Raw genomic sequence first — 13,389 nt, forward strand, 5'->3', positions numbered from 1 at the left:
CCCGGAAGTGCAATCGGAGCCTCCGGAAGTCTATCCACAAAGAGGTACAGACGGTTACCTTTCACCGTGCACTTGCCAACCGGCAACGAGGCGAATGGCGACCCCGTCGTGTCGTAAATGCCTTCGCCATTGACCGCCATCCACTCGCCGATTCCCTTCATGCGCTCAACGAGCACGTCGGGTATTACACCGTCGGGATTCGGCCCTACGTTCAGCAGCAGATTGCCTCCACGGCTGACCACGTCCACGAGGATGCCAACAAGTTCCTTAACGCTCTTGTAGTTCTTGTCCTTTAACGAATACTGCCAGTAGTCGCCGATGGTCATGCACGCTTCCCACGGATACGGCTTCTCTCGCTCGAACCCCATGGCGACGTTCATTTCCGAAGGCTGTTCGCGCGTGTAGAAGTCGGATAGCTTGGTCACGCCGCGTTCGTTGAGACCGATGCGATCGTTCACCAATGCGGTGGGCTGCAACTCGCGAATCATTCCTACGAGCTCCGGAGCTTTCCACGTCGAAGCCGGATAGTCCCATTCTCCGTCGAACCAAATGCAATCGAGGGGTCCGTAGTTCGTGCACAGTTCGCGCACCTGCGGGAACAAGAAGTTGTCCACGAACTTCGGGAGATCCGCATAGTAGCCGGGTTCGTGCCAGTCGAGGATCGAATAGTAGAGACCGGCCTTAAGACCCGCCGCATGCGCCGCTTCGAGAAACGCGCGCACATAGTCCGTCTTGGGCGTCATGTCCACGGAATCGTAAGTAGAAAGCTTCGTGTCGAACAGCGCATATCCATCGTGGTGTTTCGACGTCAACACGACATACTTCGCTCCGGCCGCCTTGGCGGTCTCCATCCATTTCGCGGCATCAAACGATTTCCCGTTGAACTGACTCGCGTAAACCTGAAAATCCTTCTCAATGGAAGGGTTCGACTTGATCTCAAAATAGTCGAACTTCGCATTCGGATCGGCTCCGTGATTTGAGAAGGGACCCCAATGAATGAACATGCCGAACTTCGCGTTGCGGAACCACTCCTGGCGCGCAACTTTTGCCTGCGCGGCGACTCGCGCACGGTATCCCGGCATGTCGCCCGCGTCGCGAAGGCCTTCGCTGGGATACCATGCCTTCAGGAAATCGGCCAGCGGTCCTGGATATTCCACGCGCTTGATGTTCATCCACGTGAGTTGATCGCCAACCGCGTAATAGAGGTAGGTCTTCCCCTTGAACTCAACCAGATCCGGGTCCGACGCGTTGACGCCATCGTCGATCTTTCTGGGCGAGAGCACAGGATTAAGCGGACTCCGATACCAAGTCTTTAGATCGGCCGACCGCGTGATGTACGTCTCGAAAAACCAGCGCGGCGAACGGTGTTCCAGATAGAGCACATAGTAGAAGCCGTCGGAATAGCGAATCGTCGGACATGCCGTATACCTATCCGTGCCGAATGTCGAGTCCGGGAGCTTTGTCCAGGTCTCCAGGTCTTTCGATTGCGCAAACTTGATTGTAAACGCCGGGTACGCCGGGTCGTTGCTCTCGTACGCGAGCACGTATCCCTCGGGCCCTTGGCACACCGAACTGTTGAACAGGTGCTCATTCGGCTCCTGTGTGATGATGACTTTCTCGGTCCAATTCTTCAGGTCATTCGACTTAAACAACGTCACGTCGTTCCAGTTGTTATCCGCAAAACGCGACGCCGTCACAACGATCGCGTCGCCGAATACTTCCGCGCTCGCCAGACCGTAGCCGGTGGCAAAGCGAGCTAGCTCAGCGCCCGATTCTACGTCGTTAATGGTGAGATAATAGTCTTCCCTTGTGCCGCCGCTAGCGGGCCGATGGCAAATGAGGAGATGGAGTCTGTCCTTCCAAACGATCGGAGATACCTCGCACATGTCTCCGACAACTAACGTCTCGTTCTCCATCGTGGGACGTGGATCGGGCACAGTCGGCATCGAGATTTCGTCGAAAACCTCCACCGGCCAACTGCTCAGCTTGTTCATGCCCTTCGGCACTTCCTGAGTCCATTGGACGTACGCATTTACCGATCCTTTTGCAGTAAAACCGATGTCTTTCGCCGAATCCTTGTCAACCTTCACGCCAAAAATCTTGTACCCCATCAAAGTGCAATCCTGGAAGTCCACGTGCAGGTATTTGCCGTTCTGCACGCTCTGGATCACGCCGTCCGTAGGAGTCCCCGCTGGTTGCGAGAAATTCAGCGTAATGAATCGGCTGCGGTTGGCCTGGATTCGCATGAACGTGTGAAAACCGTAGTTTCCGCCTTTCATCGCGCACTGCGGGCTGACCATCGTGCAGTCTTCCACGATAACGTCCGGGCGCTCCGGCATAGCCTGATTCTCGATACGGATGTAAAGCCCTGCCGTGTCGCCCCATTCGTCCAACGACCACAACTTGCAGCGCCGAAACGTGATCGGTTCGTCGTAACGCGAGAGGCAACTCGCCACGCCGCCGCCAAACGCGCGGCCAATGCTCACGCAGTCTTCCACCACGACCGTAAACGGTTCAATGCGGTTTGTGCAGTCCCAGAAGAGTCCGGCATCGGCGCCGGTCGCGTAGAAATTGCGGAGTATCCAGCGGTCCCAAATGATGGACGAGAAAGTCGGGTCCTTGTGCTCCGCGCTCCAGCCTTGTGCCGTCGCCCGAATCGTGCTCCACCAGTCGTAGCTCTTGAACCCCTTGGATGGATCGCCCGAATCGATGACCACGCGCCCTTGCGTCCCCGATCCGTACTTGCCATCGGTATCGCCAATCAGCAAGTTGTACGAACCTTGTGCTCCGGGGTGTGGCACGGAAAGGTTGGCCTCCATATACGTGTCGGGCCGCACAATAATGCGATGGCCGCCCTTCGCGTCAGGCACACGATCGAGCGCGGCCTGGATCGTCGAGAATGCCGTCGCCCACGACAGGCCGTCGCTGTTGTCCCCCAGCTTAGAGACGTACAACGTTGTTCCCTTGTTGCCCGAATAATCCGGGGCATCCGGGTCCCACGTGGCCGCGTACGCGCAATAAAACGTCCCCAATGCCACGCACACACACGCCATCCAGACTTGACGCACACTCGACTTCATTTCATGCCTCCCCAAACCCAAGGTGTCCACTCTGTATTCTATTTCTCAGGATAGATGTACTTTCCTTCGCGCGCATTGAAAACGATCTTCGGCACATTCTCCGGAAAGTAGCTCTCTAAGCACTGCTTCATCGGTCCCGCATACATGGCCACGCGAATTGTGCCCCACGTTTGCTGGTCGCCCGTCGCGTAGAATATATACGTGTTACCTTCGTATTCGAAAATATCTGCGTCGGTATTGTTGATACCTTCGCCGGGCACGGGGTCCAGCATCGGATACTTTGTGGGCGACAGTTCCCAAGTTTCCAGATCCTTGGAGCGTGCAACATACGTCACGTACATGGTCTCGGGCAGCCGGTACTCATACCACTTTCCGGGTCCCTGCCAGCGCCACGCGCCGTAGATGCAGTAGTAGTAGGGAGCAAAGTAGCGGAGAGTCGGATTCGCACACGCGCTCTGCTCTGCCGTGTCGGAGAATTGGATGCCCTCAATTTCTTCCCATTTCGACAAATCCTTCGACCGCGCAAAACGAAACGACCACTGCACCGGTGCATTGGACTCAAATGCCATCACGTAACCCTGGTCGTCTTTGCACACGTTGGCATTGAACAAATGCTCCCCGGGTTTCCGGGCAATCGCCAACTCTTTCTTCCATTCCTTCAGGTCCGTGCTCCAGAAACGGTAGATGTCGTGCGTCCAGTCGTCGTCGGTATTCTCGGTCGCGAACACATTCAGCTCTTCACCGTTAACATACGCGCTCACAAACGAAAAGGTGTCGCCGAACTTCGCGATTTCTTCTCCCGTAACCATGTCCTGGATAAACAGGTAGAAGCCGGCGGCCTTGGTATTGCCCCGCACGTTCTGCACCAGCATGGGCTTGTCTTTGTAGACAATGGGCGTGTTCTCCATTCGCGGCCCCGGAAACGCGAATGGTACCTTGACCAGCGGTGGATTCGGCACTGCGTGCGGATTTGCGACTTCGGCTTCACCTGCCCATGCCGACACTGCAATCCCAGTCGTGAAAAGCGCCAGAATACAGCGCCCTATTCCCGTCGTCATAACATTCGTCATTGTCCAACTCCTCTGCATGCTCACTTCTGCGGATAGATGTACTTTCCTTCACGCGCATTGAAGACAATCATGGGCACATTACTCGGAAAATAGCTCTCCAGCATCTGCTTCATCGAGCCCTGGTACATCGCCACTCGGATTGTCCCCCAGGTTTGCTGATCGCCTGTCGCGTAGAAGATATACGTGTTTCCTTCGTACTCGAAGAGGTCGGCATCGGTGTTGTTGATGCCTTCGCCGGGCACCGGGTCCAACATCGGATACTTCGTCGGCGACAACTCCCATGTAGCGAGGTCCTTCGAGCGCGCCACGTAGGTTACATACTTGGTTTCAGGCAGGCGATATTCGTACCACGTACCCGGTCCTTGCCAATTGAATGCCCCGTAGATGCAGTAGTAATAGGGCGCAAAGTAGCGAATCGCCGGGCACGCACATGCGCTCTGCTCCGTTGTGTCGCCAAAACCGACTCCCTCAACTTCTTCCCACTTCGACAGGTCTTTCGAGCGGGCAAATCGAAACGACCATTGCACCGGCAAATTGGATTCAAACGCCATCACGTATCCCTGGTCGTCTTTGCACACGCTCGTGTTAAAGAGATGAGCCCCAGGTTTGCGTGCTATCGCCAATTCCTTCTTCCACTCCTTCAAGTCGGTGGTCCAGAATCGGTAGATGTCGTGCGTCCAATCGTCGTCCGTGTACTCCGTTGCGAACACGTTCAACTCGTCGCCGTTCACAAACGCGCTCACAAACGAAAACGTGTCCCCGAACTTCGCAATCTCCTCGCCTGTGACCATGTCTTGAACGAACAGATAGTAACCGGCAGCTTTGGTATTGCCGCGCACGTTCTGCACAAGCATGGGTTTGTCTTTGTAGATGATCGGTGTGTTCTCCATCCGCGGCCCCGGAAACGCGAAAGGCACCTTCACCAGCGGCGGGTTCGGTATCGCGTGCGGATTGGCGACCTTCCCTTCATCCGCCGCGGCCACGATAGTAAACGCCAACATCAATGCCACCGATCGCGTATACATTCTCATGCTATCCAATTCTCCCAGCTACCCGAGCGCTTTATGCCGCCAGCCGTTATTCTCATTTCTTCGCTCGAAGAACTTGCGTATGCTGTCCGCGCAGACTCCGTCTGCATTCACCTCGGTCTCGGTGGCGCTACACCGTAGAAGATGTCCACGGGGAAGAGCGCGAGCCGTTCAAAACCCTCCGGCGTTTCTTGCTGGAACTGCACGTAGGCTTCGTTCTTGCCCTTCAACGTATACGTGAATAGGTCGTTGTCTTTTGCTCCGAAGACCTTGAACCCCATGCAGAAGCAATCCTCCAACTCCACATGGAGGAACTTGCCCAATAGGTCGCTGTAAATCACCCCCGTGGCGGGAGTCCCGTGAGGTTGCGAGAAATTGAGCACGATTAGCTTCGAGCGAACGAACCGTACGTTGCTGTAGCCCTCGAACTTGGGATAGCCGACCTGCAACGCGTTGTCAGTGCCGACTAGCGTGCAGTCCTCGAAGATCGCGTCAAACGACGTAGGCATACTCGTGTTGTGTGCCCGCACATACGCGGCTCCGGCGTCACCCCAGGTGTCCAGGCACATGAAGTACGAACGGCGGAACACGACGGGTTCATCGGGCCGGTTCACGTGACCCATCACACAGGCTCCCGCAAAACGTCCGACTCCCACGCAGTCCTCGGCAACGGCGCTGAATTCGCATCCGTTCTCGCTGGTCATGTCCCAACCCATGCCGCCTTCGGAACCTGTCGAGTAGAGGCTGCGGAATATCCACCGATCCCAGACCACTCCCGAGAAGTTCGGGTCGCAACGATAGGGTCCCCACCAGTCCACGCTTTTAAGCCCCTTTTCCGGACCGCCTTCGAGAATCTTGAAAGGTGGGTTGCCACCCTTCTGTGAATGGTCCTGGCGTACCACGATGTCCGGGCACCCCGCGTCGATTACTGCGTACCCTTTTGCACCCGATCCCAAACTGCCGTCCATGTCCGCGGAGATTTCGTTGTACGCCCCCTTCGCCCCCTTGAACTTTGGCCATAGGTTGGCCTCAACATACGTGTCGGGCCGAAGGATGACTCTGTGTCCGCCTTCCGCATCAGGGATTGCGTCCAGTGCCTTCTGAATAGTGGTGAAGGCCTTTGCCCACGAACTGCCATCGCTGTTGTCTCCAGACTTGGAGACGTAGAGTGTCACGCCTTTGTGTCCGGTGTAATCGGCCCCGGCAGGATCCCACGCGGCAGCGTGTGCCAGCGCCCCAACACCTCCCAGAACGGCAACAGCGCATGCCGTGCGCCAGAAAAATGTTCCCAACGAGTAGTTCATCGGTAAACCCCTCCACGTAACGATTGAATCAGGCGCGCAAATTCGCTCCGCGCTGACTCAATCTACCCATCAGGACAAGGGGGCTCAACCACGATGACCGGACATTACTCACGAACTACTCTGTTCACTTCGCTTTCTTGACCCTCTTCTGCTCGAGACCTTGCTTGGCGCCTCGTCGGAGCTCGGGTATGGTCTTCACCTTCAGCCGCGCCGCCCCCCGCGAGGTGTGCTTGCCGAGTCGCGGTTCCGCTGCGTGCCGCTTGGCTGCCGCCGCGATTTCCTTGCGGTACTGCGGCAGCCATTGCGATTGCGCCACAAGCATCTCGTCGGCCATTTGCCAGATCTCGGGTGGATTGCAGACCGCCCCAATCAATGGGTCGTGGAGCATCGCTTGCTTCAGGAGTACCGGGTCGCCGTGGACGGCCGCTTCCACGGCCATGCGCTGCACGTTGACGCTGGCATTGCAGGTGGCCGCGCACGCGAGCGGCAGTTCGCCGACAAACGTCATGTGGAGTCCGGTGCGATCTACGTATCCCGGCGCTTCTACAACGCAATCGGCAGGCAGGTTGGAAATGCAGCCTCCATTGACGACGTTGAAGTGCCCGCGGTATATGCGCCCCGTTTCCATGGCCTCGATGATGTAGCTGCCGTGTTCCGAAGACCGGTTCTCCTGAATGAACTCAGGCACTGGCTGCTTCATCCATTTCTCGAAGTCCGTTTCGAACCAATGACGTCCCTCGGTGCAGACACGCAGATAGCCCCCGGTCTCACCGTGAATCCAATCGCTGAGGTCGATCCATTTGCGCACTTCGTGCGGACGCTTCCGGTACCAAGCCACATACTCCGATACGTGCCCGTTGCTTTCCGTCGTGTAATATCCGAACCGCCGAAGGATGTCGATGCGTACTTTTTCGGTCTTCTTGTACACCGGATGATTTTCGAACGCTTCAAGCAAGCGCCCGGTCATGTCCTCGCCCCGGTGAGAAACCTTGATGAACCAGGTCTGGTGATTGATGCCTGCCGCAGTGATATCCAGATCGCACAATGGAATGCCCAGGACTTCCGCTATTTGCTCGCAGGACCCTTGCACACCGTGGCACAACCCGATGGTATTCACGCCGCCATACTTGTTGCAGGCCCACGTCAGCATCGCCATCGGATTCGAGTAATTCATGAACACGCAACCGGGAGCGGCCACGTCTCGAATGTCCTCGCAGAAATCTAGAAGCACAGGGATTCCCCGCTGGCCATACATGATTCCACCCGCGCACAGCGTATCACCCACACACTGATCAATCCCGTATTTGAGGGGGATATCGATATCGGTTTGAAACGCCTCCAGGCCGCCGACACGCACCGTACAAAAGACGTAGTTCGCGCCTTCGAGCGCCCTGCGCCGGTCAAGTGTCGCCGTTACGTTCACCGGCAAGCCATTCGCCTCGATGTCGCGCGCCGCCAAACGGCACACCATATCGAGGTTGCGCGGCTCGATGTCGGTAAGCGCAAACTCCGCCTCGCGCAACTCCGGAACCGTGAGGATGTCCTGGATGAGCTTGCGCGTGAAGCCAATGCTTCCCGCTCCAATCATGGCAATTTTGGGCGGCATAAGATGACTCCTTGGACGGCAATCGTAGATAGATGGAAGATAACCCCTCGATGGCGAGAATAACGGAACCGACTACGGGAGAGCAATTATAGGAGTCTATATAACCGTGGCCACGCCTTTGTACTGATACCCCGAGAACTTAGGCTCGCGCTCCATGTAAAATGTGTCGAGGTGCGCTATCCGAAACCCCTGCCCCTCGACCAGCGCGCGGATGTCCCGGTTAAGATGACACCCGCCGCCGAAGAACTTCTGCAGCGGATTGAGCCGGTGTTGCCAGCGTTGCACCTTGGGGTCATCCGCCAGTCCGTGTTCCACAAATACGAAGCGGCCCCCAGGCTTCAGGACGCGACGAACCTCATTCAACGCGCTCGCCACATTGGGGATGCTGCACAAGGTCCACGTCGAAACCACAAAGTCGAATGACCCATTCTCGAACGGCAATGACTCTCCGTTAAGCTGCAACTTCTCGACGGGAATGGTGCTGCGTTCCAACTGACGCAACGCCCGCCGGTCCATTCCTGGATTGGGGTCAATAACCGTGAGACGCTCCACGGACGGCGGATAGTGGGGGAGGTTGAGCCCCGTTCCAAAGCCGATTTCGCAGACCTGCCCCGACACGTTCGCTAACGTCGCCGCGCGTATTCTGGAAATCTGCTCCCGCGACATGACCTTGTGCATGACGCTCGGGAAAATGTATCGCGAATAGAAGCCCATGTATTCACCAAACAGCCTGCTTGCAGGGAGAATACTCTTTGAATAAATCGAAACTTGAATCAGGATACACGATCACGGCATTGGGGAGGAAAGTGGGGGCTAGCGTATGGGCTTCAGACGTCTCTCCAAGGCCTTGAGGAAATGGGTCGCGTTGGTCACATAGTAGTTTGCCAGAGAGGCTTTGAGGTCAGTGTTCCCCTCGAATTCAGCTCCCGTTCCAACGCTTCGTGGAGTCCGTTTCAACCATGCGCGGATGAGTACTGCGATTGCGTGTTCATCCTCTCCTCCAAAGTCCAGTGGTCGAAGATGAGCCTTTCGTTCTTCTGGTGCAATTCGATCCACTGACTCAGGCCCTGCCAGGCCGGGGTCTTCAAAATAAGTTGTGTTCGGCGCATCCTTGTCCACGACCTCCTGCGTGAAAGTAGCCCTGTAGACAATGTCCGATTCCTTTGTCCCCGGTGGGTATAGGTCGCTCATTTTGCTTTCGTGGTAGAACACGGCGAGTTTTCCCCGGCTGTCTCTCAGCTTCAGGACCAAAGTCCCACCGTCTGCATATACACTCGCCTCTTCTACAACGACCGGAGGACTTAGCTCAAAACGTGCAGCGGCAGCCACAACTTCAGCGTCGGACTTGATCACAGACCAGAAGATGCCTGCGACGAGCATCGCTGTCGCTAAGCCCATGCTGGTAGCAAAGACTTTGCGTTTGCGTAAGACTGAAAGCAGAGGCAGCATGACTAACACTCCATCTGCAGGAGTGCCCTTTCCGTCGTTCCCGCGAATGCGGGAATCCATCTTAAGGCCAGCATTGAATCCAGATTGATAAGTTCAATGTGCAATCGAGCCTTCGCTTCCGCGCTCCGCATCCTTTCTGGCCGCCACCACCATGAAATCAATCAGTTGCTTAAGCCTTAGATTACCGAAGACTCGTAGGTCCATATCGATGGTGCGACTTTCCTTCACGAAGCTGACGGTCACTATATCTCCGATAATCCCCCTACGTACCGTGGTGCTGGTGACATCGCCGTAGGGAATCACCCAAGGTCCACCGAAGAAAGAGGCGCCGTACCCTGTGAGAACAAGGAATTGGTCATAGAGGGAGATGCGAGCGCCATAGTGTGCCCGCCAAAACGGAGACAGTCTGCTCTTAAACTCACACCTTGACTCGTGAGCAGGCGTCAATCCCATTTCGCACGAGAGACGTTCAAATGCTAGAGAATACAAGCGCCAGCGAAGCAGGGAGATGGCGACACCGCCAACAAACAAGACACACGTAAACAGGAATAAGGTCGAAATTCCACCTTGCAGGCTAGACATTGGTTAATCTTACCCTTCCCGTTTAACCTAGGGGCATCTGGCGGATTTCACTACACTCCAGCTGACAATCTGCAGCATCACATTGCAGCGACGTGCCTGCTATTCCGCCAATTCCCCCGCGTGTTCCTTGACCTTCTCGAAGATGCGGACGATGTCGTGCATGTCTTCTTCTGACGCCAGCAGGATCGGGTGCGTGAACCACATCGCGCTGCGGTAGCAGAGGTCTTCCGCCATCGGGCATACGATACTGCCGTAATCGGGACCACCCTTCATGTTGAGGAATACGGGTTGCTTGTACAAGGGCCGCACGTAGCCGCCTCCACAGAACAGGCCTTCCGCCTTGACTGCCTCGACGACCTTATCCCTCGGGCAGCCAAATTCTTCGGGGATAATCCGGAAGTTGTAGAGGTGATACGCGCGGCGCGTCATCCGTTTGTCATCGGGCTGGGGAACGATGCCGCCGATTGCGCTCAACCCTTTGTTCAGGATGGCCGCGTTCTTTTCGCGCAACAGCGTCTGCGCCTCGAGGCGCGTCAACTGCGCGCTCAACATGGCCGCGTGAAATTCGGACATGCGCGCATTCGTGCCCACCAGCGTGTGGTCATACCACATCGCGCCCTTGGCGCGGCCGCAGTTGGAAATCGAGCGGCAATTCTCCGCAAACTCTTCGTCATCGGAGAGAATGATCCCGCCTTCGCCCGCCGTCAGGTTCTTCGACATCTGGAAACTGAAGCACCCGCCAAGGCCCAGCGCTCCGGTGCCTTTGCCTTTCCACTTGCTGCCCCACGAATGGCATGCATCTTCGATCACGTGAATCCCGTGTTTCGCGGCGATCGCGTTGATGCGGTCCATGTCGGCCACGGCGCTTCCGAAATGCACCGGCATGACCGCCTTCGTCCGCGGCGTGATGGCCGCCTCGAACAGGTCCGGGTTCAGGTTCCACGACTCGTCTACGTCCACAAAGATCGCCGTCGCACCAACGCGTACGACCGCGCTCGCCGTCGCGATGAACGTATACGGCGGCACGATGACCTCGTCGCCGTGTCCGATACCCAATGCCTGAAGGCATATCTCCAACGCCGCCGTGCCGCTGTTGCACGAAACGCCGAACTTGGCGTCCTGGAAATCCGCGTACTCGCGCTCGAACGTCTTCACGCGTTCACTGAAGAACCAGGAGCCGCTTTCGAGGACATCGAGCAATGCCTTGCGTTCGGTGTCGTCGAAAATGGGCCACTTGGGCCAAGGCTTATCGGCGGAACGAACGGGCGAACCGCCCTTCAGGGCGAGCTTGGAAGACGAGACTGTAGCCATGAGTCGTACTCCTGTTTCGGATTCAGTCTGTAGTGTAGCGAGCCTCCACCGGGGAATCCAGCCTTGGTCTGGACCTGTAGTTTGAAGCAATACTACAAAAGGGAATACCCTCAGCCTGGGCGTCAATCAGGTACAGGGCTTTTGGCTGTGCGATAAGGAGAAGGCCATGAACCGCTACCTCTGTTTATTACTGTTTGCTTCCACCTTGGCCACCGCAGGCGGTCAGGAGACTGCGGTGGCGAGCAGCGCCTTCTGGGCGTGGGGCAATCCGGAGATGGAGCAGCCCGGCACACACACGTCGGCCTCGTTTGCGCAGGCCGGTCCCATGGAACGCGCCCGCATACTGGGGGCGCCCAACGTGATCATGGCGGGTAACGGATTACCCGACACCGACGATGCCGCGGCCAAGGACATGGCAGGCATAGCCCAAGCACAGCGCATTATGTGGGAGATCAGTCCGGATAAAGATGCCGCAACTCCCTTCTCGTACGCGCAACGTATCGCCCGTGTGAAACGTTTGGCCGCCGCCGACTCCCGCATTGAAGGCGTTCTGCTCGACGATATGAGCACGGTGGCGCGAAGTGCGGGATTGAAGCCCGAGCACATCCGCGCGATTCGAGAACAACTTGGTTCAGACAATGCCCGCATCCGCATCTGGGGTGTCGTCTACACCATGAGTCTCCGCGACGCCCAGCTCGCGGACTATGTGCGCGAATTGGACGTCATCAATCTCTGGACGTGGCATGCGCGCGACCTGCCTGCCCTCGCGGAGAACGTGGCCTATTGCCATGCCCAGTGGCCCGACAAACCCATCGTGGTCGGGCTGTATCTGCACGACTACGGCGACGGGCGCTCCATCCCGAACGATCTGCTTTCCCAGCAAAACGAGACCGCGTTGAAGCTCATGCGCGAAAAGAGCGTTCAGGGCATCGTGTACTTGACCATCGACAACGAACCCGAAGCCGTCTCCAAGACCGCAGACTGGATTCGCCAACAGACCGGTCAGCCCGCTTCGGAACGAGTACTCCACTGGAGCAATGGCGAATCCTGGAACGTATCCGGCGATGCGTGGAGCGAGGACTCCGAGGGCGTAGTTCGCCCGCCCGACGCGCGCAACCTTCACAGCAGGGCCTTCTACACCAAAGAACAGTTCGACGATGTCACCATCGAATTCGAGTACAACGGAAGTTACCGTGAAACCGGCACAGGCAACGCCGGACTTATCCTGCGAGCCTCCGGCCCCAATCGATTCTACTACGTCCATTTCCCGTGGGGCGGCCAGCAACTCCGCGCGAAACACTTCTGGGCAGGTCTCGCCAAACTCGAAGGCGATGGATATCATCGCAACCTCGCGTTCAACTACGTTCCGGGCGTCCCCAGCGAAACAGAACGCTGGTACCGCGTGCGTGTCGAGGCAAAAGGCCCGCGCATTCGCGTGTGGGTGGACGGCCGCGCCGCCCTCGACGTAACCGACACGACGTATACCAAGGGCCTGCTCGGATTGGCTGGTTACGGCTGGTACGCGTTCCGCAACATTCGAGTTCAGGGTACTGCCGCGCCTGCTGCCGAATGGAAACCCGAGCCTATCCCCCGGCACACTTTCGAAGTCGGACTCGACAGCCAAGTCATGCCCAGCGGCTGCATTGCTCCGAATGGCGACGTCCTGTTGGCTCAGGCCAGTAAGCTCGTTCGGTCAAGCGACAAAGGCCGCACGTGGGGGGCCGTCGAGACGCTTCCCGCTTCGCTGGGCGAAGTGGGGGACTACGGCTGCTCCATGTTTCGCGATGGGGATGCCGTGCGCGTCATGGTCTATCGTTCTCAGGATGCCGTGAAGAAACCCGTTCCCGAAATTGCCGTTGCTACGTCCACGGACAACGGCGTCTCGTGGTCGGAACCGGTCGAGTCTCAGGTCGCCCCGGCATGGCCGGCCGTGCCCAAGAGCCTCGTTCCCTACGGTCC

General features: G+C 57.3%; 10 protein-coding genes. 1 reads left to right on the forward strand and 9 read right to left on the reverse strand.

The window, feature by feature from the left end:
• The 9 genes from K1Y02_20095 to K1Y02_20135 form a co-directional block, all read right to left on the reverse strand.
• Positions 1-3,080 (reverse strand): alpha-L-fucosidase (locus K1Y02_20095; protein MBX7258674.1); only part of this gene is annotated, 3,080 nt, incomplete at its 3' end.
• Positions 3,081-3,118: 38 nt separating this feature from the next.
• Complete coding sequence (locus K1Y02_20100; GenBank protein ID MBX7258675.1) at positions 3,119-4,150, reverse strand: family 43 glycosylhydrolase; 1,032 nt, start codon at positions 4,148-4,150, stop codon at positions 3,119-3,121.
• Positions 4,151-4,170: 20 nt separating this feature from the next.
• Entirely contained in the window at positions 4,171-5,181 is a 1,011-nt protein-coding gene (locus K1Y02_20105) for a hypothetical protein (protein ID MBX7258676.1), read from the reverse strand.
• A 107-nt stretch (positions 5,182-5,288) separates the two neighbouring features.
• Entirely contained in the window at positions 5,289-6,482 is a 1,194-nt protein-coding gene (locus tag K1Y02_20110; GenBank protein MBX7258677.1) for a hypothetical protein, read from the reverse strand.
• 124 nt (positions 6,483-6,606) lie between these two features.
• Positions 6,607-8,088, reverse strand: a complete 1,482-nt coding sequence (locus tag K1Y02_20115; protein MBX7258678.1) for an alpha-glucosidase/alpha-galactosidase — start codon at positions 8,086-8,088, stop codon at positions 6,607-6,609.
• Between the two features lie 96 nt (positions 8,089-8,184).
• The gene (locus K1Y02_20120) at positions 8,185-8,802 is read right to left on the reverse strand and encodes a class I SAM-dependent methyltransferase (GenBank protein ID MBX7258679.1); all 618 of its coding nucleotides are present in this window, start codon (positions 8,800-8,802) and stop codon (positions 8,185-8,187) included.
• A 99-nt stretch (positions 8,803-8,901) separates the two neighbouring features.
• A complete protein-coding gene (locus K1Y02_20125) occupies positions 8,902-9,537 on the reverse strand; it encodes a hypothetical protein (protein MBX7258680.1) in 636 nt (211 codons plus the stop codon).
• Between the two features lie 93 nt (positions 9,538-9,630).
• Positions 9,631-10,119, reverse strand: coding sequence for a hypothetical protein (locus K1Y02_20130; protein MBX7258681.1), 489 nt, complete (start codon positions 10,117-10,119; stop codon positions 9,631-9,633).
• Between the two features lie 99 nt (positions 10,120-10,218).
• Positions 10,219-11,430: a DegT/DnrJ/EryC1/StrS family aminotransferase gene (locus K1Y02_20135; GenBank protein MBX7258682.1), complete on the reverse strand. Its 1,212-nt coding sequence runs from the start codon at positions 11,428-11,430 to the stop codon at positions 10,219-10,221.
• Between the two features lie 166 nt (positions 11,431-11,596).
• Here K1Y02_20135 and K1Y02_20140 point away from each other — a divergent pair.
• A partial coding sequence (locus K1Y02_20140) for a DUF1080 domain-containing protein (GenBank protein MBX7258683.1) occupies positions 11,597-13,389 on the forward strand: 1,793 nt, incomplete at its 3' end.

It is taken from the genome of Candidatus Hydrogenedentota bacterium (assembly GCA_019695095.1).
In the GTDB taxonomy this organism is placed as follows: domain Bacteria; phylum Hydrogenedentota; class Hydrogenedentia; order Hydrogenedentales; family SLHB01; genus JAIBAQ01.